The organism is Rhizobium sp. CB3060, from assembly GCF_025200735.1.
GTDB lineage: Bacteria > Pseudomonadota > Alphaproteobacteria > Rhizobiales > Rhizobiaceae > Rhizobium.
In genome coordinates this window covers 726620-749962 of record NZ_CP104159.1, presented here as the reverse complement: position 1 = coordinate 749962, position 23343 = coordinate 726620, and the positions used below count along the sequence as shown (strand labels likewise).

Below are 23343 nucleotides of genomic sequence, written 5' to 3'. Positions count from 1 at the left end.
GGATGGGCTGCAGCCTCTTCGGCCCCGCGACATCTAAGGATCTGCACCGCCAGCGAATGACATCCGGCATCAGATCGCAACCAAGGCTTGATGATGTCACGCCGGCGATGGGCGTGACCTTTGCCAGCTCAAGTTCCTCAACAGGTTGCGGAGCGGCTTTTCGACCGCTTCGTAGGCGCAGATGCCGAGTAAGGTACCCGAGATGACGCCGAGGAACGTCGCGACGTCGTAGGGCATCTGCGTGGACGCAACCATTTTGATGACCACCGAGATCGCCAGCGTGTGCCAGAGATAGATCGAATAGGAGCTGTTGCCGAGATAGGTGAGCAGCGGAATATTTGGCAGCTTACCGCTTCTCTCTAGCGATACCACGCCAAGCACGAGCGCCACGGCGAGCGGTGCGCAGGTCACTTCATTGAAGTCGAGGCCGATAAGCTCGATGGCGGCAAAACCCGACAAGGCGGCGATCGCCAAGGCAAGGCCAAGGCCGGCGCCGGGTGTTCTCCCCGCTAGCCACAGCCGCCCAAGGACTGCACCGGCGACGAACTCCAGGATGATTGGCTGCGTATAGGTGATAAACAGGGAGGATTGCGGATTGAAAATGTTGCCGGCGAGGAAGATGGCGAGGAAGATGGCGGCCATGCTGGCAAGCTGCAGACGGCGCGGCAACAGCAAGGTCGCGGCGAAGATGACGTAGAAGAACATCTCGAAATTCAACGTCCATCCCTGCACGAGAACCGGCCAGATCTCTCCATTGCTCGGCGAGCGCACGGGGATGAAGAACAGCGAGCCTAAGACATGCCCGGCCGTCAGCTTCATATTCGGAAACAGGCCGGCAAGCCCACCCGCGATCATGATGCTGGTGACGATCCAGTAAGACGGGGCGATGCGCTGCAAGCGATCGAGCAGGAAACGCAATGGCGTCACCGGCCGGCGCTCGCTCATCGTCCACATGATGAAACCGCTGATGACGAAAAAGACGTCGACGCCAGCCGCTCCAATGCGGAAATGGCTGCCGGTGCGCTCTGCGGCGTGGAACAGGACCACGGCGAGAGCGGCAAAGCCGCGCAGATATTGAATGCCGTAGAGGGTCTTCATCTGCTGATCCGCGGCTCCCAATTCATCGATGGCGTAAACTCCATCCGATCGTCGGGAATGAGCGGGGCGGCCTTCGGCGCCCGCGTCTTCATCGTCAGCTTGCCCGCGGTGAAGTAAAACAGGAATGAGCCGACATGGTATGGATTGAGAATGTCGATCTCGACGAAGGCGCGGATCAGAAGCAGCGTCGCAACGCCGAGCAGAACATAGGATTCATCATTTCTGATGTCGCTCAGGAACCGCTTGATATGGCCGATGACGGCGGTGAGCAGGATCGCGATGAGCAGGCAGACGCCGATCAGGCCGGTCTCTACGGTCGTTTCGATGAAGGTGTTGTGGAAATGGAAGCCAGCGCGAGAGGCGATGTAGAATTCGTCCCACAAGCGCTCCGGCTCTGAAAAGCCCTGTACCCAATAGGCTTGGTAGCCGACGCCGAAGAAGGGATGCTGCCAGATTGCTTCGATGCCCTGTTGCCACAAATAGGTGCGACCCGTCAGCGTCGAGTCCTTGCCGAAGGCACCGAGGACGAGGTCAACGCCACCGAAATTGACACCGGCTACAGCGACCGCCAAACCGGTTACGGCCAAAACGACAAAGAGCCTCTTCCGCTGCCGAGGCGACAGGAACAGGATGCCCCGCATGCCGATACTGAGCACGACGACCAAGCCTGTGGTCAAAACCGAGGTCGCCGATTGCGAGGCGAGCAGGCAATAGGCGGACAGCAGGCCGGCAATGCCACCGCCCAGCAGCCAGATGCGGCGCTCGCCGAGGATGAAGACGGCGGCGAAGGCGAAATAAATGCCGAGCGAGGCGTAGAAGCCGAGCTGGTTCTTCGAGTCGAAGGCGCCGACGAAGCTGTAGGTGCCGTCGAGCGGGTCATAGGCGTAATAGCCGAAGAGGATCGAATAGAGCAGCACGAGGCCCACGCCGGCAATCCCGCCGCGTGTGAGAGTGCGAATATCCAGCGTGCGCATGGCGATCAATGCGCAGATGATGTGCGTCATGTACTGGATCGCAGCGCGTGCCGTAATGGATGGCACGGCAGACCAGAAGATCGACAGGCAGGTAAACACGCCGAAGGCGAAGAGCCAGAGCTGCTTTTGATAGTTGCCGAGCGTGCTGCGATAGCCGATCAGGACCAGCGGAAACCAAAGGCCATAATAGGCAAGAATGGAGGCCTGCCCGAAGCGGGAGGAATAAGCGAAGACGAAGAAAGAGAGCGCAACCGCCACCATACCGTAGGTGGCGTTGCTCCCTGGACGAATAAAGGTCGATTTCGCGATCTGCATCGACCCTCCTTAACGCATGGCAAGACCGGCGCTAACCTTGATGAGGTCGCCAGGCAGGACCTGGGTGTTCTCATCAGCCGGAATTTCCTTCGGCTGCCCGTTATCATCCCGCACGATGGCATAGACGATATTGACGCTATGCCCGTTGGCATCGAGATTGCTGGCATCGGCCGATTGCGCGACCGCTTCCTGCATCAATGCCTGGCTGGTGGAGAGCTTGAGTTGCAGTGTTTCCAATTGGGTATCGGTGTCCTGCAAATCCTGCGCGAGCGAATTTTGCCAGTCGTTGCGCAGCGTATTTTCATCCTGGTCGGCCTTGCTGATGCTCTGCTTGGCATTCAGCGATGCCGTGTCGGTATCCAGCAGGTTGGTCTCCACGTCGGAGGCGCGCTGTTCGGCCGAAATCCTGCGGGAGGCAAGTTCCAACCCTCTTTCGGCCAGACTTTCGACCTTGTCGCGGTCCGCCTTGGCCAGGTCAAGCTGGCGGCTTAGCGTATCGGTCTTCTTCCCCAGCGCCTCGACTTCGCTTTGCAGCAGCACCTTCAAATCAGCCAGCGCCTGCAACTGCGTCTTCATGCGCTCGCCGCGTGTTTTCATGAGAGCTTCTTCGCTGGCGAGCAGGTCGGCCGATTGTGGTAATTTCTGCAGCTCCGGCGGAACATCGATCTGATCTTTGCCGGCGACTTCTGCCAGCAGACGCGCCTTGCGGATCAACAGGCGTCCACGCTCGGCCATGAGGACGACGGCATCGCCCTTGGCATTGATGTAGTCCCGGGCAAAGCGCTGGCCGGCATCAGCGCGGTGCAGGCCGCCGCCAAGACTGACCGCCTTAAGGACAGTGAGGTTGGGCACGAAAGGATATTGGCCCGGATTCTGAACCTCGCCGGTGAGATAGATGGGCCGGAACTGCGAAAGCTCTACGGAAGCCGAGGGGCGATCGCGCAGGCCGAATTGTTTTTGCAGCCCGACGCCGATCGCTTCGGCGATTTCGTCCGTCGTCTTGCCGCTGGCCGGCATATCACCGATGAAGGGGATGGAAACCGAGCCGGAGGGGCCGACGGTGTAATCACCCGATATCATCGACCAATCGCGGACCGAGCCCTCCGCCGTCTGCCATTCGGCAACACGAATGTGCAGCTTGTCCATGACTCCCAGGTGATATCCGGGAAGATTATCGGCACTGGCATTACCCGACAGCATGCAGAGGCTGAGAAGCATAAGAGCTGTGCAACGAAAAGGTGTAGCCGTGCCAACGGACTTACCAGGAGACTGAATTTCAATCATGCAGGATCTTTCCTGTTATTGGATGCAGCCCGCACTTGCGGGAAAACCGCAGGCGCTTCCCTGCGGTATCTGCGTTCGCCATCAGTAGCTGCCACGCGATAGGCAGACCGCGGGAATGGTTTTGGCGATGATGACCACGTCGCTGCTCAGAGACCAGTTCTTGACGTAGTGGGTGTCGAAGGCAACACGGCTGGCATAGGACACGTCGTTACGACCGCTCACCTGCCAGAGGCCTGTCAGGCCCGGGCGGGATTGGAGGTAGTAGATCGCTGCGTGTTCGTAGAGCTCCAGTTCGTCTTCGACGACAGGACGCGGGCCGACGACGCTCATTTCACCGCGAATGATATTGATAAGCTGCGGCAGCTCGTCGAGGCTGAGTTTGCGAAGCACCGCGCCGACAAGGGTGACGCGGGGGTCGTCCTGCAGTTTGCGTGTTGCACGCCATTCTTCCATTGCTCTGGGATTGGCCTGCAGATAGGCCTTCAGAACCTTGTCGCCATCGACGACCATGGTACGGAACTTCAGGCAACGGAAGGTCTTGCCGTTGTGTCCGATGCGGCGATGTCCGTAAAAAACGGGACCCCGATCCGAAAGCTTTACCAGGAGCATAAGCATAAGGAAGATGGGGCTGATGAAAATCAGCGCCGTTAATGCAGTGGTGACGTCGAACGTCCTCTTCAAGAATCCACCTGTTGGCGGAAAGACGTCACGTTCCGGAGCGCTGAAAAAAGCCGATGTGGCCGATCTCGTCGCAGACTTCATAGAGATGACTCCATTCATGTTGGCGAATTGGTCGGAAATGTCTCGGTCGCCTAGTTAGGGCTATGCAGTGAGGAGTGTAGGTGGCGATTATGATTTTTTAAGCCAAATTTTTGTGGCAACGCGGAATCGGGGTCGGGTTTTACCCCCGATGCATTAGATTTCTTAAGTTTAGACATTCCTTATATAATATTTATACTAAAGAATGTATTGTATAGACGGCTAAAAAATGCGCATCTTACGTTACGGATGGCGATGGGAGAGAATGTTAACGGCTATAGCGCGGATTTGTTCATCCGGTCTTGTTGGAATAGGCTTTGCTCACTCTTGAGCGTTCATGCGCAATCTTGATTTTTCACCGAAAATATTGCGTTGCAACACCATATTGCGGCGCACATATTGCCGGTCGCGACGGCCGAACTTTGTAATAAAAGTTGATTGAATTGATTAAATTCTGGCTCGGCCGCGTCCGATCACTAAGGTCATTAAAATTGTATATATTTACAAACTGGACAACTTTAATAAGAAATATGGAGAAAGAGAAAACATATGGGCTGCAATTGCACGTATTATGGAGGAGTAGTTTTAACAGGTGATGCGCTAAAGTCGTATTCGTTCAAAATCGTAAACGGACCGCAGTCATTTAGTTGAATCTAAAAGATTCATTAAATATATTTGGCTTGTGGGTCTTATTAAGGGAGGCAAGGCCTTGATCGCTCTTTTCCTGATGACTGTGTGCGCGAGGTAACGCCATGTATGCGCCACGCGTTTTCATCAGCATGCTCGGCGCCCTGGCGGTATTTGCCATCGCGACCTACTTCCTGACGCATTCTTTTTCGACCACGTTGGTCGAAACGGTAATTTGCGCCGTGCTACTGCAGATCGGTTACTTTATTGGCATCCTCTTCCTCGTATGGAAGGAGCGGACTGCGCGACAGGCATTGCTGCGTCAAAACACGGCTGCCACATCGTTGCGTGATGACGAAAAGGTCACCGGCCTACACGCTTCAAATCTCAATCGCTCCGAACGCTTCAACCCCTGAGGTCGCCGCCAGCGCATCTTTTGACGGTGACGTGCTTGCCTATGGCTGATGTCGTCCTAAGTCTCCCGCGGAATAATGGAGGCTGATGTGACTGACAGTGCCGAAAACAATGTCTGTGTAATTATTGCCGCGAAGAATGCCAGCGACACCATTGGCCTTGCCGTCGCTTCTGCACTTCGCGAGCCCGAAGTGGCAGAAGTCGTTGTTATCGACGATGGCTCGATAGATGGCACCGCCGCCTCCGCCGGCCTCGCTGACGACGGCAGCGGGCGTCTGATCATCCATGAATTCGAGAAAAATCGCGGCCCAGCGGCAGCACGCAACCATGCGATCGAGGTTTCGCGCGCTCCCCTGATCAGCATCCTCGATGCCGATGATTTCTTTTTTCCAGGGCGGTTCAAGCCGTTGCTCGCAAGCGACGATTGGGATTTCGTCGCTGACAACATCGCTTTCGTCAATGCCGATACGGTTCCCGATGCGATTACAATGCTCGATCATTTCGATCCGAAGCCGCGTTTTCTCGATCTTGTCGCCTTTGTCGAAGGCAACATTTCCAAGCGCGGCGTCCGGCGCGGCGAGATCGGCTTCCTGAAGCCGTTGATGCGCCGATCGTTTTTGGATGCTCATGGCCTGCGCTACAACGAAGCCCTGCGTCTCGGTGAGGACTACGATCTCTATGTACGGGCGCTTGCAAAGGCTGCACGCTACAAGGTCATCCATAGCTGCGGCTATGGCGCAGTGGTGCGCAGCAACTCCCTGAGCGGCCAGCATCGCACCGAGGATCTGCATCGGCTTTACCAAGCCGATCGGGCGATCCTGTCAGCCGGCGGGCTTTCCCCGGCCGACGCAGCCGCCATCCGCCGCCATGAGCAGCATGTTCGCAGCCGCTATGAGCTGCGGCGCTTTCTCGATATCAAGGGACAATCGGGCCTGGCAGCGGCCGCCTCTTACGCATTGGGCAAGCCCACCGCCATTCCGGCCATTGCCGGCGGCATTCTTGCCGACAAAACGGAACGTTTCCGGAAGGGCGGCGGGGTGCCGATCGCGCATTCGGGAACGAACGGCCTGCGCTATCTGCTGCAGGCCGCTCCTGAATAATGCTTCTCGCTATCAGAAGTAGTCGCGGCGCACGCCTTCGATAACGTCGAAGAGGCGTTGCTTTCGGCTGGCAAGGGCGGAGTCGGCGCTCAATTGCGGCTTCGCCTTGCTGGCCTGCCAAAGCGCGAGCGCCGAGGGCACAGCAAGTGCCTGCTTCGCCATCACTCTGAGGCGGGTCTGTTCGGGATCGGCAAGGACCACCGTTCCCCCATGCCGGTGCTTCTCCAGCTCTTCTGTGGCGTGCTCGTCCCGTTCGAAACCGACGCCCCAGAACCGGGCACCCTTGGCAATCGCTTCCGCGCGGGTGGAAACCGGAATGTGTTTTGGCGCATAGGTGACGCCGAGCGAGCGAGCCCAGTCGTTCCACTTGAAGCTATTGATCGCCCGTGACGTACTGACGGCGATCCACGGTACCCGGAAGGCATCGGCCAGGATCGCGCCATGCATGGACTCGGCGACAATCAGCTCGGAGGTCGCGATCTCGCGGATCACCGCCTTTGCCTCGCCGCGGGGGTCGAGATAGGAGAGGCCGACGGTCTTGCAGATCTCCGGCCATAGGCCCGCTGCCGCCGACTCCCAATGCGGGACGAAGGTGCGGCGATTACTTTTCGGCAGGTTTTTGAATTCCGGCATTTCGGTCACCATCACGGCCGGATCGATGACGCCCATGTCCTGCGGAAGGCCTACCTTTTCCGCCGTCAGCGGGCCGCGAACGCTGCGGATATCCCACTTGGTCCTGTCGCTCATGTCGGGAAGCGAGCCGTAGCCGAAGCCGCTGCCAATCACGAGCTTGTGGCCGTCGAGCGGCAGGATCAGGGTGTTGAGTACGGTTCCGACACCGACCAGCAGTGTTTCTTTATGAACGTCGCGCAGGCCGGGAAGCAGGAAATCCCAGAGCCAGAGATTGAGATCGTCACCGAAATTACCATGGGTGGATTCCCAGTGGAACGGCTTCATGCAGGTCTCCTTGGTGATTTAGATAATAGCTGAACATACGTTGGCTCTTCAGTAACAGGTATGGACAGCTTTGCTGCAGGTGCGAAAACTAGGGCGCCAACTTGCCCGCGGCAAGCTGCACCGCACTCTGCAATATTGCCGGGTCTTTCCACGCCCATTGCGCCAGTAGCCCAAGTTGCGGCAAACGCTTGCGCCGCAACTGCCGCGCCTGGCTCCACAGCGCCTGTTTGCGGGCGCGGTTTTTATAGGCGCGAATGGCCGCTATATCCTGCGGCCGGCGCAAGAACCGCTGTTCCAGCGTATTAAGCGCGGTCCAGGTGTTGAATTGCTGCCGGAGGAATTGCGGTGAATCATTATCAATGCTGTGAAAGATATTCATGCCTTCGCCACGCAGCGCGCCGGTATCTTCACACAACAACACGCGTTTGGCCGCAAGGATGCAGTCGCAGAAGAACAACACATCCTCTGCCGCCAGCCGCAATGCGGCCTCGAAACGGATTTTCTCGAACAGTGGTCGGCCGATCACCATGCAGGAGAGATGCAGAAAGCTCCAATCTTTCAGCATGACGCTGGCGATATCAGGAACTTCGATAAGCGACGGCGTTTGGGAGAGACGGGTGGCATTCACTGATTTTGCCAGTTCCGCCATGCTGAAATGGTAGGAGAATTCCTCGCCGCCATGGATCGAGTCCCAATAACAATCAGCATCGTACCGCGTCAGGGCCTCGAAGGCGTTGCTGAGATGTTGCGGCGCCCATTCGTCGTCGGAATCCAGGAAGGCGACAAAACGGCTTGAAGCCGGCACGTTGTCGAGGCCGGTATTGCGTGCGCCACCCGGTCCCGCATTGGCCTGACGGATAACCGTAATTCGCGCCCGCTCTTTTTCGCTAAGCGCCTGAAGCTCGTTTTCTGCCGGAAGCGGCGATTCATCGTCGACAATGAGGATATCGAAATCCTGAAACACCTGCTTGGATATCGATGTCAATGCACGCTGCAAAATGCCTGTCTGCCTCTGATAGAAGGGGATAACAATCGTGATCGACGCCATTTTCAAGCCTTTACGGTTTTCAATAAAGAGTTTGTGGCCCCTTTTCACAGGGACCGCCATGCGCTTTTCGACACTCTCCATCGCTGAATTTTCAGCCGGTCCCGAAAGACAGGATGTCGCCGTGGCCTCAACAGTTAGTGCCCGATCTGTTCCGAACAATGACGGAGAGTGCGTTTTATCGAGAACGAGAGCATTTGCCATCGTCGACATCGTAACCTTCGTCGGCTCAAGCAGAAGGTCGAAAACGAAATCGCAACCCATAAGTGAGTGATCTTATTCGCATTTTCTCAATAAGCTTGCATCATCGCCCTATTTTGATCACGATTGATCGTGCGATCTGCGGCAATGCAAAAAAAATCCTCGGCCGGTGGAAAAAAATTTGGTGCTGCCGCAGCGTGTAATTCCACGCTATCGCGTTAACATTATACCACTCTTAAAATCGTTTTAAACCAACCACTTCCATAGGTATTAATCCGATTGAATTAGATGTTTCTTCATCTCTTTCATCGCGCCAGGACACGTCTGCGAGGCCATATATCCCGGTTTTTTGCTGCAGTGCCATATTTCCTTTCGCCAGATCGCCCTAGCTTACGTCTGCGGGCTCTAGTCTGCTCTGGTTGAAACGGCTGCAAGGGGGGAGCGGTCCGAAAAAGGGGTGACAGCTATCGTGAATGTGACTGCCAACGTGTCTTCGCGGATCAATCTCATGCGCATCGTGCTCATCTCGGGCATCGTATTTGTACATATCCCGTTTGATACGGATTCCAGCCCATTCAACGGCGCCTATGGCCTCTTTGATTGGCTTCGGGTCTTCCTGCGCGACAGCCTGTTTCGCGTGGGCGTTCCCTGCTTGAGCGCCATTTCCGGCTATCTGCTTTTCCGCCACGGCGCGGCCTCGCTGGACTACGGCAAGACCGTCCGCCGCAAGACAAGGACCGTTCTCCTGCCATTTCTGCTATGGAACAGCGCCTTTTTTCTTTTTGTGCTGATCCTGCAGGCCAGCGGTATCGGCGATGGCTATCTGCCGGATCTGACGAATGCCAGCCCGCGCACCCTCGCTACACTTCTGTTTGCCACCGAAGGCGCGCCGATTGATTTGCCCCTCTATTTTCTGCGCGATCTCTTCGTTTGCATCCTGCTCTCGCCGTTGCTGGCGATGCTGATCCGCCACTACCCGCTGCCGACGCTGGTATTTCTGCTGATGCTTGCGGCGTTGCCGGTACCGCTTGGCATCGTGCTCAGGAACTCCATCCTCTTCAGCTTCAGTTTCGGCATCTATCTCAGCCTTTATCGCATCGATCTAACCATCATCGACCGATACGCGGCCCCCATCGGCGCAGCCTTTCTCGCACTCGCGATTTTGTGGGCGACAGTGGCTTATTTGACCGCGCCGGAACCGCCAGTGTGGCTGGAATTCAGCCGGGATATGATGGTGCTCGCCGGTATTCCAGGCTTCTGGGCGCTGTCGGCAATCCTGATCAAGAGCAAGGTTGGTCAGCAATTGGCGGAAACCGGCGGCTTGAGCTTCTGGATCTTCTGCGCCCATCACCCGCTGCTGTTGAGCCTCTGGATTCTGTGGAACCGAACCGGCGTGGATCTCTATCCCGTCTTCTACCTGCTGGCCGCCGCCATCACCCTGACGGTGCTGCCTTTGACCAACGGCATGGCGCGCAACGCCCTGCCCTCTTTCTACAATCTACTGACCGGCAGCCGCATGCGGCCGCGTGTCGAAGCCCTGGCCGATGGCCGGCGGGCAACCTCCGAGTAAAGGTGACACATGACGAAACCGATCTTCCATTCCCGGGGACTTAACCTTGTTGCATTCGCAGTCTTGAGCGTCGGTCTCATCCCTTGCGCAGTTTCCGCGCAGGAGGATCAGCCGAACGGCAAGTCTTTCGTCGACAATTTCGACCGGATCGACAGCGGCCGGTGGTTCGTTTCGGATGGCTGGAACAACGGCCCGCACCAGAACTGCACCTGGTCCAAGAAGGAGGTCAGTGTCGAGGGCGGCATGCTGCAGCTTCAATTCACGCAGGCCAAGACCGGCCAACGGGACTATGCCTGCGGCGAGATCCAGACGACCAAGACCTATGGCTACGGCACCTATGAGGCGCGTTATCGCACCGCGACCGGCTCCGGCCTTAATTCGGCTTTCTTCACCTATATAGGTCCGACCGACAAGAAACCGCACGACGAGATCGATTTCGAAGTGCTCGGCAAGAACCTCGGACAGGTTCAGGTCAATCAATATATTGGCGCCAAAGGCGGCAATGAGAAACTCGTCCCGGTCGCCGGCGGCGCCGATCAAGGCTTCAACGATTACGCCTTCGTCTGGGAAAAGGATCGGCTCCGCTACTACCTGAACGGCAAGCTCGTCCAGGAGGTAACCGATCCGTCGAAGATCCCAACGCATGCGCAGAAGATCTTCTTCAGCCTTTGGGGCACAGACACGTTGAGCGGCTGGATGGGCAAGTTCGCCTATGGCGGTGGGCCGGCGACCATGCAGATCGATCGCGTTGCCTTCACGGCAGCGGGCGATAAGTGCCAGTTCCCGGAATCGGTCGCCTGCAAGATCAACTGAAACATTCCGGCTGCGAAGCGGATTTCGCAGCCGGAGCAATGAACGTGGTGCAACACGAACGAAACGAGGCGCCTGGCATCCGGCCGGGTACGAGAGCGGAAGTTTTCATGCTGCATATTCTCTATTTCGTCCACGATCTCGCCGATCCCGCCGTCCGCAGGCGGGTGCTGATGCTGCAGGCGGGTGGGGCGAAAGTAACGCTGGCAGGCTTTCGGCGCGATGACAACGCGTTGGCTGCCGTGCACGGTGTCGAACCGATCGAACTCGGGCGGACGCGTGATGCGCAGTTCGCACAGCGTATCGCTGCCGTTGCCAAGTCTGCTCTGCAACTGCGCGGATTGCTGCGTTCGATTGAAAAGCCAGACGTGATCATCGGCCGCAATCTTGAAATGCTGGCCGTGGCCAATCGCGCCAAGTCGATCTTCGGCGGCGATATGCCCGTTGTCTACGAGTGCCTCGATATTCACCGGCTGCTGCTGCGCAAGGACGTCTTTGGCGGCGCCCTTCGTGGCATCGAGCGCCATTTCGGCGCGGATGCGGCGCTGCTGCTGACCAGTTCGCCGGCCTTTGTCGAGCATTATTTCCGCTCTCGCTCGGGCCTCGACCTGCCGATCCTCCTTCTCGAGAACAAAGTCCTGGCGATCGAGGGTATCGGGGCTGAAATTACCGTTGCGCCGCGATTGCCAGCCGCCAACGAGCCCTGGAAGATCGGCTGGTTCGGTGCGCTTCGGTGTCGCAAATCACTGGAAATGCTTGCTGAATTTTCACGTCAGATGGAAGGCCGCTTCGAGATCGTCTTGCGTGGCCGGCCGGCCTATTCCGAGTTCAGTGATTTCGATGGCTTCGTGCGCGATGCGCCCTTCATGCGCTTCGGTGGCCCATACAAAAATCCCGAGGATCTCGCGGCGATCTATGGCGAGGTGCAATTCTCCTGGGCTATCGACTTCTTCGAAGAAGGACTGAATTCCAGTTGGCTATTGCCGAACCGTCTCTATGAAGGCGGCCTGCATGGCGCCGTGCCGATCGCCTTCAATGGCACTGAAACCGCACGGTTCCTGGCAAACCGAAAAATTGGGCTGACGCTCGAAAAGGCGGATGCTGCGCACCTTGTCGCCCTCCTGGGCGACATAAATAAGGAGCGCTACCTCGCCGCTTTCAACGCCTTGGCCGCGCAGGACCGCAGGCAATGGATGACCGACCGCGCCGAATGCCAAGGATTGGTGCAGCGGCTGGCCTCCCTTACCCGCGCCAGTGGCCAAACCGCCGAATTAAAAGCCCTCCCACAAATGCATCGCAATAGAGGTGGATTGCAATGAAGACCGGAATTCCTATGGATATGCGTTGCTTAATCGTTATTCCCTGCCTCAATGAGGAGAAGCATATCGAGCCGCTGATTGCCAAGCTCGGTAGTGCTCTGGACGAACTTGATGCCCGGATCGTGGTTGCCGATGGTGGTAGCACGGATAGAACGCGCGACATCGTCAAGGAGATCGCCGCGACCGATCCGCGCATTCTCCTGCTCGACAACCCGAAGCGGCTGCAAAGTGCTGCGATCAATCTCGCCATCGAAACCTTTGGCCGCGACTACGACTATTTCATTCGCATCGACGCCCATGGCGATTATCCCAGCGACTACTGCCAGATCCTCGCGCAGGAGGCGCAGGCGACTGGGGCGGATTCGGTTGTCGTCGCCATGCGTACCATGGGCTTTAGCGCTTTCCAGAAGGCGACGGCGGTGGCGCAGAATTCCAAGCTCGGCAATGGCGGCTCCAAGCACCGCGAAGGCGCCAAGGGGCATTGGGCCGATCACGGTCACCATGCGCTGATGCGCATCTCTGCCTTCCGCGCCGTCGGCGGCTATGACGAAGCCTTCAGCCACAATGAGGATGCCGAGCTCGACTATCGCCTACGGAAGGCCGGTTATCGCATCTGGCTCACCGACAAGACGGCAATGACCTATTATCCGCGCTCCAGCGTTCCGACGCTTTTCCGACAGTATCTCGGCTATGGCCGCGGCCGTGCGCGCAATATCCTCAAGCATCGCAGCATGCCGAGCGTCCGCCAGATGCTGCCGCTGGCCGTGGTGCCGATCTTCGTCGGCGCGTTTCTGGCGATCCTCAGTTGGATTGCGGTCGTTCCCATCAGCCTTTGGGCTTTTGCATGCGTAGCCTATGGCTTCTGGATCGCGCTCGGCGAGCGCAATCCGTACGGACCTCTCGCCGCCGTCTCGGCCATGGTCATGCATTTTGCCTGGTCGATGGGTTTCTGGATGGAAGTCTTCAGCTTCCGTGCACGCAAGGTGGTGTCATGACGCGGAACCCGGAGCGCCGATCCGTGAGGATCGATATCGCTGTCTGCACCTATCGCCGCGCCGAACTGGACCAGACGCTGTTGTCGCTGGCGGTCTTGACCGTTCCTGTGGACGTTACTGTCCGTATCATCGTTGCCGACAATGACGTGATGCCAAGTGCGCGCGACCGCGTCGAAGCCATGCGTTCGGCGGTGCCTTTCGAGATTGCCTATGTGCATTGCCCCGCTTCGAACATTTCGATCGCCCGCAACGCCTGCCTCGAGCATGCGACCGGCGATTTCGTGGCCTTCATCGACGACGACGAGACCGCATCAGAGGATTGGCTGGCTGAATTACTGGTGACCGCGGATACCACCGGAGCCGACGCGGTGCTCGGCCCCGTCAGCGCCGTCTATCCGAACGGTGCGCCGGGCTGGATGCGGCGCGGCGATTTCCATTCGACATTGCCGGTCTGGGTCTCCGGCGATATCCGCACGGGCTATACCTGCAATGTCCTGCTGCGGCGCAACGCGCCGTCGCTTGCCGGCCGCCGCTTCAACATCGCGCTGGGGCGCAGCGGTGGCGAGGATACGGAATATTTCGCCCACATGCACAGGGCGGGCGGAAAGATCGCCTTTGCAGAGGACGCCATGGTCTACGAACCCGTGCCGAACGGGCGGGCGACGGTTGCCTGGCTCACGAAGCGGCGGTTCCGTATGGGGCAGACGCATGGGCGGATGCTGCTGGAGACGTCGGCCGGCCTTGGCCGGTGGAAGGCAATTGCGATGGCCGGCGCCAAATCCGGCTATTGCTTTGCCGTCGCCGCGCTTCTCGCCGCTTTTCCCGTGCAGCGCCACCGCTACGGCCTGCGCGGTATCATGCACGCAGGCGTCGTCAGCGGCCTGTTCGGTGTCCGCGAAATCGAACAATACGGAAATTTGGAGAAAGCACCGCAATGACGGATTTCATCCCTGATGTCAGTTTCGTCGTCGCAGCCTACAACGCCGAGGACACCCTGGAGCGCGCCATTGACAGCGCGTTGGCGCAGGGTGCCGTCAGCATGGAGGTGATCGTCGTCGACGATTGTTCCAGCGACAATACCCCGACGATTGCCGGCAACCACCCCGATCCGCGCGTTCGGCTCGTTGCCATGCCCCGTAACGGCGGTCCCGCCGCGGCACGCAATGCCGGCCTTGACGCCGCTCGCGGCCGTTGGGTTGCCGTGCTTGATTCCGACGATGCGCTACGCCCGGACCGCATGGCACGGCTGATTGCACGGGCCGAAAAGGCCGAGGCCCAGATCGTCGTCGACAATCTCGATGTTATCAGGGGAGCGGATGAGGCGGCGGGCACGATGTTTCCGGAAGCCGTACTCGCGCGTCTGCCGGTTCTGACGCTGCAGAAATTCATCATGTCGAACATGATTTTCCGCTCCGAGCATAATTTCGGCTACATGAAGCCCGTCTTCGAGCGCGCCTTTCTCGAGAAGCACCACCTGCGCTTCGACGAGGCCCTCAGGATCGGCGAGGACTATATTTTTCTCGCCTCCGCATTGGCTAAAGGCGGCGTCTGCGCTGTCGAACCGACGGCCGGTTATCTCTATTACATTCGCGAAGGTTCGATCTCGCGCGTGCTGAAGCGGCAAGATGTCGAGGCGATGATTGCCGCCGACCAGAAGTTTTTCTCTACACATCCTTTCGGTGCCGCCGCTCTGGCCGCCCAACGGCGACGGACGCGCAACCTGAAAGAAACACTATCCTTCCTAATGCTTGTCGACAGCATCAAGGACGGTTCCTTACCGAACGCGCTGAAAATTGCCTGCTGCAATCCGGGCGCGGTTCGTCATTTGCGCATGCCGATCGCGGCCCGTCTTCGTCGTCTTGCCGCCCTTCTTCGGGGCAACGGCGAGACAACCGTCCTGCAGGGCGGCGGCGAAGTCGCGTCGGCGTCCCCGATCTCCCCCTCCCTCCCCAGTTTGGGCGCAGGCCCTCACTCTAACAAAGGATAGAGCTATGGACCCTAAGCATCGTGTGAGAAAAGCAATCATCCCAGTTGCTGGCAACGGAACCCGTTTCCTGCCGGCCACCAAGGCGATGCCCAAGGAAATGTTGACAATTGTCGATCGTCCGGTGGTGCAATATGCCGTCGACGAGGCCATCGAGGCCGGCATAGAGCACATCGTCTTCGTCACCAGCCGCAACAAATCGGCAATCGAGGATCATTTCGACGATACGCCGGAGCTGATCTCCTCGCTGCATAGAGCGGGCAAGACAAAGCAGGTTTCCGAACTGGAGCGTCTTCTGCCGCGGGCCGGCTCGGTCAGCTTTACCCGCCAGCAGGCGCCGCTCGGCCTCGGCCATGCCGTATGGTGCGCTCGGGACCTGATCGGCAATGAGCCGTTTGCGCTGCTGCTGCCCGATATGGTCTGCCATGGCCTGCGCGGCTGCATGGCCGGGCTGATGGAACTCTATGACGAAGTCGGCGGCAATATCGTCGCGGTCGAGGAATGTGCGCCGGAAGAGACCTCGAAATACGGCATTATCGGCCGTGGAGCGCCGGTTCGCCACGGCTTCGGTGTGACCAAAATGGTTGAGAAACCGCATCCGTCGGAGGCGCCTTCTAACTTTTACCTCAATGGGCGCTATATTCTCCAGCCTGAGATCTTCGACATCCTGGCGCGGCAGGAACGCGGCGCTGGCAACGAGATCCAGCTAACCGACGGCATGCTGCGCCTGTCTCAAACACAGGACTTCCATGCCCAGGCTTATAGCGGACGGACTTTCGATTGCGGATCGAAGCAAGGCTTTATCGAGGCGAACGTCGCCTTCGCGCTGGCACGCGCGGACATCGGCGGTCTCGTTTACGACTCGATCCGAAGCTTGGTTCTCTCGCACGAAGCGCAGATGACCGCAGCTTAAGCCGCTTCACACTTTCGCCTGCGGCCTCGATGGCCGCAGGCCATTGCCGCTATTCATTTAGGCTTCTCCGACAAGGTGGTCGCCATGCATCAGAAGAATTTCACCTTCCACAGCGCTCTTCCAAAGGAGGAGCAGGATGGTTTCATTGACCTAGACCGGCTGATGGCGGTCATCACCCGTCGCATCCGCACCATCCTCGCCGGTGTGGTCATCTTCGTCGCACTGGCGGTCGCTTATCTGCTGACCGCACCTTCGACCTATACGTCAGCGACACAGATATTGCTCGACGAAACCATGACCAAATATGCGGAGGACCAGCCGCCGCAGGCCAGCAGCCAGCAGGCCGATATGGAGATCGCCAGCGCTGTCGAAATCCTGAAATCCAACGAGATGGCCTTGCGCGTCGTCGATGCGGCAGGCCTCGTCAACAATGACGCGATCCTCAATCCGCCGCAGTCGCCGGTAGCGCTGATCAAATCCGGCGTGAAGCTGATTGCCAGCGCCTTTAAACCGGCGAAGCCGCCGCTAACTGCCGAAGAGGCGCGCGAGGCGCAACGTCAGCAAATCGCCGCGACATTGCAGGACGCTCTCAAGGTGGAGCGCGTCACCCGCAGTTCCGTCGTCTCCGTATCCTTCGGCTCGACCGATCAGCAATTGGCCGCCAAGGTCACTGCGGCCTATGCCGACGCCTATCTGACGGATCAGCTCAACGCCAATTTCGATGCAACCGAGCGGGCATCCGTCTGGCTGCAGGAGCGGCTGAACGACCTGCGCGAGCGTTCGCAACAGGCTTCGCTCGATGTCGAAAAATATAAGGCCGAGAACGGTCTGACCTCGACCGGCGGCGAACTGATGTCGGAACAGCAGATTTCCGATCTCAACAAGCAATTGATCATCGCTCAGGCCGATACTGCCAGCGCCTCGGCGCGCTATTATCAATACAAATCGATCATCGATCAGGGACCGGACAATGCGGTGAAAAACGCGACGATCTCGTCCAGTCAGACCGACAATAGCGTATTGCAGGATCTGAAGACGCGTTATCTCAATGTGCAGAAGCGCGAGCAGGACGTGACGCAGAATTTCGGCGCCAGTCATCCCCAGGCCGTGGCGCTGAAGGCGGAGCGCGAAGACATCACGCGGCAGATTTACCAGGAACTGCAGCAACTGACGGCGAGCTACAAGAATGAATTCGACGTAGCACAATCGCGTGCGGTGTCGCTGCGCAACAGCATCGAAGGCGTGGTCGGCAAGAACTCCGAGGCCAATAAATCCCTCGTGCAATTGAATGCGCTGAACCAGAAAGCGACAGCGCTGAAGACGCTCTACGAATCCTATCTCAGCCGTTATGAGGAGGCATCGCAGCAACGCTCCTTCCCGATCGCCAAGGCCCGCGTCATCTCCGCCGCCGGTGTGCCATCCGCGCCGTCAAGCCCGAAAAAGACGCTCGTCCTGGCACTTTCGATCGTGCTCGGCTTGATGGCCGGCGGTGCCTTTGCCGCGCTGCAGGAATTCCGCGACCGGTACTTCCGGGTCGAAGCCGATGTGCGCGCAGCGCTCGGCCTTAAATTCCTGGGCTATTTGCCGCTGCTCGGCCAACAGACATTCGACAAGAAGAAAAAGAAGGGTCGCAGGCTCAAAGTCGGGCCGGCAACGGCCGAGGATGCCGAGACCGGTGTCGCTTTCGAACGGATCATGCGTGTCTCGGTCGAGGCCCCGCGCTCGATATTCGCCGAAACCCTGCGCAACGCCAAGCTTGCCAGCGATGTCATGCTGCAAGGACGGGCTGACCGCGTGATCGGCGTTGTCTCGGCATTGCCCGGCGAAGGCAAGTCGACGACGGCCGCCAATTTTGCCGCGCTGCTCGCGAGCAGCGGCAAACGCACGCTGCTGATCGATGCCGACTTGCGCAATCCCGGTTTGAGCCGGATGCTGAAATCACCGCCGCAGACCGGCCTCATCGAGGCGGCTCTCGGCGAAATTCCCTGGGCAAGTGCCGTCAGGGTCGATCCACGCACCAAGCTTGCTATTCTGCCGGTGGTTCTACGCGATCATCTGCTGCATACCAGCGAGCTCCTGTCTTCTCAGGGCATGCTGAACCTGATGGAAAGCGCGCGGAAGATGTTCGACTACATCGTCGTCGACCTTGCGCCGCTAGGCCCGGTCATCGACGCCAAGGCGTTCGCGCCGCAGGTGGACGCTTTCCTCTTTGTTGCCGAGTGGGGTGCGACGCCGACCAATCTCGTCAGGGATTTGCTGGAACAGGAGCCGCAGATCAATTCGCGTGTTCTCGGCGTCATCCTCAACAAGACGGATATGTCGGAACTGTCGCGCTACAGCGACTTCGGCGGCACGGAGCGCTACCGGCAGAAATACACCAGCTACTACACCGAGGAACAACCGAAGGCAGAAATCGACGCCTAGAGCAATCCAGGAAAAGTGCGAACCGGTTTTCGGTCCGGAATGCGTAAAAACAAAGTGATAGAGCGGGAAGGCGATTCCGTAAAACGCTGAACCGCTCTCCCCTACGCTTTCAACGTCCTGGCACCGGCGCGTGCCAGGACGTGTTCGCGCCAAATCGTGAAGATGCCCGCAGCCACGACGATGATGGCTCCTATCACAGTATAGACATTGAGCGTCTCGCCGAAGATCGAGACGGCGATGATCGCCGAGAAGACGAGCTGCAGATAAGTGAGCGGCTGGATCACCACCGCGTCGAGAAGGTCATAGGCGCGAATGAGAAAATAGTGGCTCGACATGCCCGTGAGGCAGAGCACACCCAGGAAAGCCCAGTCATACGGCACAACCGGTGCCCAGAAGAACGGTCCGATGCAGCTCATGGCAACGGCGCCGACGACGCCGGTGTAAAGAAAACTCGTCATCGCGGAATCGTCCCGGCTGACATAGCGGGTGAGAACGACATACAGCGAAAACAACAGGGCACCGGCAAGCGGCAGCAGGAAACGAATGTCGAAAAAGCCGCTTTCCGGCTTCAGGATCAGCAGCACGCCGACGAAGCCGATGCAGATTGCCAGCCAGCGCCGCCAACCGACCCTTTCGCCAAGGATCGGCACGGACAATAACGCGACAATCAATGGTCCGGACGAGAAGATCGCCTGCGAACGGGCAAGGCCGACGATGACGAAGGACGAGATGGCGACCACGATCTGCGCGGCTAGCAGCAGCCCTCGGGTGATCTGCAGGCGCGGCCGTTTGGTGCGGATGGCGACACGCAATCCGCCGGGTGAGCGCGATGCCAACGCCACGGCAAAAAGCATGAAGGCCCAGTAGCGGATCATCGCCACGAAGAGCGGCGGATAGGCACTCACCAGATGTTTTGAGATGCCGTCCTGTATGGCGAATATGCTGATCGCCAACAGCGTGAAGACATAACCGGCAGTATTGGATTTCATTTCGGCTCGAAGGAAGGATGGTATGCGGCCCCGGAAGCGCCGGCCAAACCGACGCTGCCGATCACAATAGGCCATTCGATCCTTCGATCATAGGCTCCCGCATCTGCCTTACTACACGAAATGTGTCGATCAGCTTTTTTGCGTGCTTTCGACAAAGGCGGCGAAACCCTCGACGAAGGCGGCGAGGTTCTGCTTCACTTTCTCGTCGACGATTTGACCTTCCGCATCGAACACGCTGCCGGCGCGAGACACCATCAGCCGACCGCCGAACCAGGGATTGGCGCCGAGCGTGCGCAGAACGGGCAGCCAGGCAGTCTGGCTAAGGATCGTGCCGAAATTGCCGGGCGAGGCGCCGAGAACGGCGACGGGTTTTGCCCGGAAGACGCGGGGAATATCGCTGGGCGGCCTGCTCATCCAGTCGATCGCGTTCTTGAAAACGCCGGGAAGCGAATTGTTGTATTCCGGCGTGAACAGGATCAGGCCGTCGGAGGCTGCGGCCAGCTCCTTGAGCTCGCTCACCTTTTCCGGAATACCTTCGGCCTCGACATCGGCGTCATAAAGCGGAATGCCATGGATCGTCCCGGCGATGAGTTCAACGCCCGGCGGCGCGAGCGCGACAGCGGCGTGCAGCAGTGCCGTGTTGAATGAGCCCTTGCGAAGGCTGCCCGATATGCCGAGAATTTTCATCGTGTCCCCCATAAGAATTGGATGGGGAGAGATTTATAGCTCGATACCATTCGTCAAGGACCGATGGTCATGTGAATGCGGATAGCCCAAGTCGAATATCGCCTGCCCCTCAGATATCAATAAAAACGGTGTCGACCTTGACGGGATAGGTTTTGAGGTTGACGCAGACGGGGGCGCCCTTGGCCTCGCCGGTGCGGTAGTCGAAGCGGCCGTTGTGCTTGGGACATTCGATGATGTTGTCCATCACCAGCCCGTCGGCAAGATGGACCTGCTCGTGCGTGCACAGGCCGTCGGTGGCAAAATAGTCGTCTTCCGGACTGCGATAGATCGCGAAGGTCTTGCCGCCATGGTCGAAGCGCATGACGTCCTCCTCGTCGATCGCATCCGCCGCGCAGACCTTAATCCAGTTGCCGCTCATTCCTGCCTCCCTGTTTTCACATTGTCAGTCGGTTATTGTGCCGCTTCGGCCAGCCCGTTGTGGAATTCCTCGCGATAGGGCCTCGCCGTCGGCGGCAGGTCGCGCTTCAGGAAATAATCCTCGTTGCGCAACTGCCGCAGGAAGGCCGGGATCATCTCGCGGTAGCCCGACCAGATCGACGGATTGGGCCGCGGCAGATCGTGTTTGATCATCGCATGCAGCTTCGGCAGCGCATGATAGGGCACCATCGGGAACATGTGGTGTTCGACATGATAGTTCATGTTCCAATAGATGAAGCGGCTTACCGGGTTCATCAGCACCGTGCGGCTGTTCAGCCGGTGGTCGATGACATTGTCGGCAAGCCCGCCATGCTGCAACAGGCCGGTCAGCACATGATGCCAGGCGCCGTAGAGCCTCGGCAGGCCGATCAGCACCAGCGGCAGGAGCGAGCCCATGGCAATAGCGGCGGCGATGGTGGCGATATAGATGAGGCTCCAGATGCGGGCGATGCGGATCGCCTTCGGCTGCTCCATCTCGGGAATGAAGGTTTTCTCCGTGGCGCTGATGATGCCGAAGGCATTGCGGACCATGTCGAGCATCGCATAGAAGACATCGACGATGCCGAAGAAGTTCAGGACCAGGCGCACGAGATCCGGCGGCCGCATGACGGCGATCTCCGGATCGCGGCCGACGATGACGGTGTCGGTGTGATGGCGGGTATGGCTCCAGCGCCAGGTCACCGGATTGCGCATGATCATGAAGCAGGCGATCTCATAGACCGCATCATTCATCCAGCGGGTCTTGAACGCCGTGCCATGGCCGCATTCGTGCCAGCGGCTATCAGAGGCCGAGCCGTAAAGCACGCCGTAAGCCAGGAAGAAGGGCACACAAAGCCAGGAGCCCCAGAAAAAGATGCCGAGGCCGGCGAGGATCGCCATGCTGCCGAGCCAGATGATCGTGTCGCGGATGGCGGCGTCATCGGAGCGCTGCATCAGCGCCTTCATCTCCTTGCGGGCAATCTCGGTATGATACCACTCCGCCGCCGCCAGTCCGGCTTCGACCGCCTGCCGGCCGCTTGGGCCAAGCAGGCTGTAATCACGCTTTCCTGTCTCGCTCATTCCTGCCTCCCGCGTCGCAAACCAGCGCCGCACCTGATGACTGGGATGATAGGTCGAGTTTTTGCTTGCCTCAATGCAACGATGATGGAATCTATCATATTCCATCAACCGCCCATCTCATTCATGATGGAATACCTCAGGACCATCCATGCGCAGACCAACCATCGCTGATCTTGCTAGAGCGTGATGGAGAGCGGCTGCGCCCAATGAGCAGCGGATCAGACATTTTTCCTTTTGAGGCCTCCTACTTGGGAAATATTCGAATGATAGAATTCTATCATTCAGACCGAAAATTCTTCCACGAAGAAGAACCAAAGCGCTCCTTCGCCCAAAAATCACCTGACCCCAAAAAGTCCGCGATTTTTTTGGGAACCTTTTTCTCTCAACTCTATCCAATGGCTAGTTCCGACACGAGACCAACGGACGAAGGACGGCACTGTGTCCAATGTCCGCTCCGGATTAACAACGAACGGGAGACAAATCATGTTCAAGCACATTCTGACCGCGACATTCCTGGTCGGCTTCGCCAGCACCGCAGCAATCGCCGCAGATGCGAAAATCTCCGATCCACAAATCGCCCATATCGCCTACACCGCCGGACAGATCGACGTCACGGCTGCCGAGCAGGCGGTGAAAAAAAGCAAGAATCCGGAGGTGGTCGAATTCGCCAAGACTATGGAGCGCGACCACAAATCCGTTAACGAGCAGGCGCTGGCGCTGGTCAAGAAACTCAAGGTCACGCCTGAGGACAATGACGTCAGCAAGTCGCTGAGTGCCCAAGCCAGCAAGGAACTGGCCAAGCTCGGCAAGTTGGACGGCAAGGCCTTCGACAAGGCCTATATCGACAATGAAGTGGCCTATCACAAGGCGGTCAACGACGCGCTTTCCAAGCAACTGATCCCATCGGCAAAGAATGCCGAACTCAAGTCACTGTTGGAGACCGGCCTTACACTCTTCAAGGAACATCAAACGCATGCGGAACATCTTGCCGCGACGATGAAATGAACCGGCGATGGGCGCGATGAATACAAAGCGTCTATCGGTGATTGTCGTGGGGTTGCTGCTCATGACGGTCAGCACGGAGACGAAGTCGGCCGAATATCAAATCGCCATTGCGAATATGAAATTCGGCCTGCCGCCGGCCACGTTGCATGTCGGCGACGTGATCGTCTGGCGTAACGATGATATATTCCGCCACACGGCCACCGCGCGCGATGCCAGCTTCGACATCGACCTGCCGGCCAAGTCGCAAAAGAAAATGACCATCGAACGCACCGGCGACGTGAAATTTTACTGCCGCTTTCATCCGATGATGATCGGGGAACTGAATGTGCAGCCGTAG

General features: G+C 58.4%; 22 protein-coding genes. 12 read left to right on the top strand and 10 right to left on the bottom strand.

Annotated features, from left to right (window positions below):
• Positions 1 to 96 precede the first annotated feature (96 nt).
• From N2601_RS22890 to N2601_RS22875, 4 genes are all read right to left on the bottom strand, one after another.
• Positions 97 to 1098, bottom strand: coding sequence for an acyltransferase family protein (locus N2601_RS22890; protein ID WP_260305037.1), 1002 nt, complete (start codon positions 1096 to 1098; stop codon positions 97 to 99).
• Positions 1095 to 2387: an O-antigen ligase family protein gene (locus N2601_RS22885; RefSeq protein WP_260305036.1), complete on the bottom strand. Its 1293-nt coding sequence runs from the start codon at positions 2385 to 2387 to the stop codon at positions 1095 to 1097. Before N2601_RS22885 ends, N2601_RS22890 begins: the two co-directional genes overlap by 4 nt.
• Before the next feature lie 9 nt (positions 2388 to 2396).
• Positions 2397 to 3671 carry a polysaccharide biosynthesis/export family protein gene (locus tag N2601_RS22880; RefSeq protein ID WP_445945031.1) on the bottom strand — a complete coding sequence of 425 codons (1275 nt, stop codon included), beginning with the start codon at positions 3669 to 3671 and terminating at the stop codon, positions 2397 to 2399.
• 81 nt (positions 3672 to 3752) lie between these two features.
• Positions 3753 to 4433 carry a sugar transferase gene (locus tag N2601_RS22875; protein ID WP_260305035.1) on the bottom strand — a complete coding sequence of 227 codons (681 nt, stop codon included), beginning with the start codon at positions 4431 to 4433 and terminating at the stop codon, positions 3753 to 3755.
• A gap of 749 nt (positions 4434 to 5182) precedes the next feature.
• Between N2601_RS22875 and N2601_RS22870 the strand changes: the two genes are divergently transcribed.
• Positions 5183 to 5473, top strand: a complete 291-nt coding sequence (locus N2601_RS22870) for an exopolysaccharide production repressor protein (protein WP_260305034.1) — start codon at positions 5183 to 5185, stop codon at positions 5471 to 5473.
• Positions 5474 to 5560: 87 nt separating this feature from the next.
• Positions 5561 to 6571 carry a glycosyltransferase family 2 protein gene (locus N2601_RS22865; protein ID WP_260305033.1) on the top strand — a complete coding sequence of 337 codons (1011 nt, stop codon included), beginning with the start codon at positions 5561 to 5563 and terminating at the stop codon, positions 6569 to 6571.
• A 12-nt stretch (positions 6572 to 6583) separates the two neighbouring features.
• On the opposite strand, the gene N2601_RS22860 is transcribed toward N2601_RS22865, so the two are convergent.
• Positions 6584 to 7528, bottom strand: a complete 945-nt coding sequence (locus tag N2601_RS22860) for a polysaccharide pyruvyl transferase family protein (protein ID WP_260305032.1) — start codon at positions 7526 to 7528, stop codon at positions 6584 to 6586.
• A gap of 88 nt (positions 7529 to 7616) precedes the next feature.
• A complete protein-coding gene (locus N2601_RS22855) occupies positions 7617 to 8576 on the bottom strand; it encodes a glycosyltransferase family 2 protein (RefSeq protein WP_260305229.1) in 960 nt (319 codons plus the stop codon).
• Between the two features lie 655 nt (positions 8577 to 9231).
• Between N2601_RS22855 and N2601_RS22850 the strand changes: the two genes are divergently transcribed.
• From N2601_RS22850 to N2601_RS22815, 8 genes are all read left to right on the top strand, one after another.
• Complete coding sequence (locus N2601_RS22850; RefSeq protein ID WP_260305031.1) at positions 9232 to 10344, top strand: acyltransferase family protein; 1113 nt, start codon at positions 9232 to 9234, stop codon at positions 10342 to 10344.
• Positions 10345 to 10353: 9 nt separating this feature from the next.
• Positions 10354 to 11157, top strand: coding sequence for an endo-1,3-1,4-beta-glycanase ExoK (locus tag N2601_RS22845; protein WP_260305030.1), 804 nt, complete (start codon positions 10354 to 10356; stop codon positions 11155 to 11157).
• Positions 11158 to 11264: 107 nt separating this feature from the next.
• The gene (locus N2601_RS22840) at positions 11265 to 12473 is read left to right on the top strand and encodes a glycosyl transferase family 1 (protein WP_260305029.1); all 1209 of its coding nucleotides are present in this window, start codon (positions 11265 to 11267) and stop codon (positions 12471 to 12473) included.
• Positions 12470 to 13468, top strand: a complete 999-nt coding sequence (locus N2601_RS22835) for a glycosyltransferase family 2 protein (RefSeq protein ID WP_260305028.1) — start codon at positions 12470 to 12472, stop codon at positions 13466 to 13468. The genes N2601_RS22840 and N2601_RS22835 overlap by 4 nt, the downstream gene beginning before the upstream one ends.
• A complete protein-coding gene (locus tag N2601_RS22830; RefSeq protein ID WP_260305027.1) occupies positions 13465 to 14406 on the top strand; it encodes a glycosyltransferase in 942 nt (313 codons plus the stop codon). Before N2601_RS22835 ends, N2601_RS22830 begins: the two co-directional genes overlap by 4 nt.
• Entirely contained in the window at positions 14403 to 15455 is a 1053-nt protein-coding gene (locus tag N2601_RS22825) for a glycosyltransferase family 2 protein (RefSeq protein WP_260305026.1), read from the top strand. Before N2601_RS22830 ends, N2601_RS22825 begins: the two co-directional genes overlap by 4 nt.
• Positions 15456 to 15459: 4 nt before the next feature.
• The gene (locus N2601_RS22820) at positions 15460 to 16365 is read left to right on the top strand and encodes a UTP--glucose-1-phosphate uridylyltransferase (RefSeq protein ID WP_260305025.1); all 906 of its coding nucleotides are present in this window, start codon (positions 15460 to 15462) and stop codon (positions 16363 to 16365) included.
• An 84-nt stretch (positions 16366 to 16449) separates the two neighbouring features.
• Complete coding sequence (locus tag N2601_RS22815; RefSeq protein ID WP_260305024.1) at positions 16450 to 18789, top strand: polysaccharide biosynthesis tyrosine autokinase; 2340 nt, start codon at positions 16450 to 16452, stop codon at positions 18787 to 18789.
• A 101-nt stretch (positions 18790 to 18890) separates the two neighbouring features.
• On the opposite strand, the gene N2601_RS22810 is transcribed toward N2601_RS22815, so the two are convergent.
• From N2601_RS22810 to N2601_RS22795, 4 genes are all read right to left on the bottom strand, one after another.
• Positions 18891 to 19778, bottom strand: coding sequence for a DMT family transporter (locus tag N2601_RS22810; protein ID WP_260305023.1), 888 nt, complete (start codon positions 19776 to 19778; stop codon positions 18891 to 18893).
• A 129-nt stretch (positions 19779 to 19907) separates the two neighbouring features.
• Positions 19908 to 20465: an NADPH-dependent FMN reductase gene (locus tag N2601_RS22805; protein WP_260305022.1), complete on the bottom strand. Its 558-nt coding sequence runs from the start codon at positions 20463 to 20465 to the stop codon at positions 19908 to 19910.
• A gap of 109 nt (positions 20466 to 20574) precedes the next feature.
• Entirely contained in the window at positions 20575 to 20883 is a 309-nt protein-coding gene (locus N2601_RS22800; protein WP_260305021.1) for a MocE family 2Fe-2S type ferredoxin, read from the bottom strand.
• Positions 20884 to 20915: 32 nt separating this feature from the next.
• On the bottom strand, positions 20916 to 22001 hold the full coding sequence (locus tag N2601_RS22795) for a fatty acid desaturase family protein (protein WP_260305020.1): 1086 nt from the start codon (positions 21999 to 22001) through the stop codon (positions 20916 to 20918).
• A gap of 483 nt (positions 22002 to 22484) precedes the next feature.
• Here N2601_RS22795 and N2601_RS22790 point away from each other — a divergent pair, with 483 nt between their 5' ends.
• On the top strand, positions 22485 to 23006 hold the full coding sequence (locus N2601_RS22790) for a DUF4142 domain-containing protein (RefSeq protein WP_260305019.1): 522 nt from the start codon (positions 22485 to 22487) through the stop codon (positions 23004 to 23006).
• 61 nt (positions 23007 to 23067) lie between these two features.
• A complete protein-coding gene (locus N2601_RS22785) occupies positions 23068 to 23343 on the top strand; it encodes an amicyanin (protein WP_445945035.1) in 276 nt (91 codons plus the stop codon).

Coding starts and splice junctions, on each gene's coding strand:
- N2601_RS22835 (WP_260305028.1), top strand. CDS start 12,470: ATGAAGACCGGAATTCCTATGGATATGCGTTGCTTAATCGTTATTCCC.
- N2601_RS22885 (WP_260305036.1), bottom strand. CDS start 2,387: ATGCAGATCGCGAAATCGACCTTTATTCGTCCAGGGAGCAACGCCACC.
- N2601_RS22790 (WP_260305019.1), top strand. CDS start 22,485: ATGTTCAAGCACATTCTGACCGCGACATTCCTGGTCGGCTTCGCCAGC.
- N2601_RS22795 (WP_260305020.1), bottom strand. CDS start 22,001: ATGAGCGAGACAGGAAAGCGTGATTACAGCCTGCTTGGCCCAAGCGGC.
- N2601_RS22845 (WP_260305030.1), top strand. CDS start 10,354: ATGACGAAACCGATCTTCCATTCCCGGGGACTTAACCTTGTTGCATTC.
- N2601_RS22810 (WP_260305023.1), bottom strand. CDS start 19,778: ATGAAATCCAATACTGCCGGTTATGTCTTCACGCTGTTGGCGATCAGC.
- N2601_RS22880 (WP_445945031.1), bottom strand. CDS start 3,671: ATGATTGAAATTCAGTCTCCTGGTAAGTCCGTTGGCACGGCTACACCT.
- N2601_RS22800 (WP_260305021.1), bottom strand. CDS start 20,883: ATGAGCGGCAACTGGATTAAGGTCTGCGCGGCGGATGCGATCGACGAG.
- N2601_RS22860 (WP_260305032.1), bottom strand. CDS start 7,528: ATGAAGCCGTTCCACTGGGAATCCACCCATGGTAATTTCGGTGACGAT.
- N2601_RS22815 (WP_260305024.1), top strand. CDS start 16,450: ATGCATCAGAAGAATTTCACCTTCCACAGCGCTCTTCCAAAGGAGGAG.
- N2601_RS22805 (WP_260305022.1), bottom strand. CDS start 20,465: ATGAAAATTCTCGGCATATCGGGCAGCCTTCGCAAGGGCTCATTCAAC.
- N2601_RS22825 (WP_260305026.1), top strand. CDS start 14,403: ATGACGGATTTCATCCCTGATGTCAGTTTCGTCGTCGCAGCCTACAAC.
- N2601_RS22785 (WP_445945035.1), top strand. CDS start 23,068: ATGACGGTCAGCACGGAGACGAAGTCGGCCGAATATCAAATCGCCATT.
- N2601_RS22890 (WP_260305037.1), bottom strand. CDS start 1,098: ATGAAGACCCTCTACGGCATTCAATATCTGCGCGGCTTTGCCGCTCTC.
- N2601_RS22830 (WP_260305027.1), top strand. CDS start 13,465: ATGACGCGGAACCCGGAGCGCCGATCCGTGAGGATCGATATCGCTGTC.
- N2601_RS22820 (WP_260305025.1), top strand. CDS start 15,460: ATGGACCCTAAGCATCGTGTGAGAAAAGCAATCATCCCAGTTGCTGGC.
- N2601_RS22875 (WP_260305035.1), bottom strand. CDS start 4,433: ATGAAGTCTGCGACGAGATCGGCCACATCGGCTTTTTTCAGCGCTCCG.
- N2601_RS22855 (WP_260305229.1), bottom strand. CDS start 8,576: ATGGCGTCGATCACGATTGTTATCCCCTTCTATCAGAGGCAGACAGGC.
- N2601_RS22840 (WP_260305029.1), top strand. CDS start 11,265: ATGCTGCATATTCTCTATTTCGTCCACGATCTCGCCGATCCCGCCGTC.
- N2601_RS22870 (WP_260305034.1), top strand. CDS start 5,183: ATGTATGCGCCACGCGTTTTCATCAGCATGCTCGGCGCCCTGGCGGTA.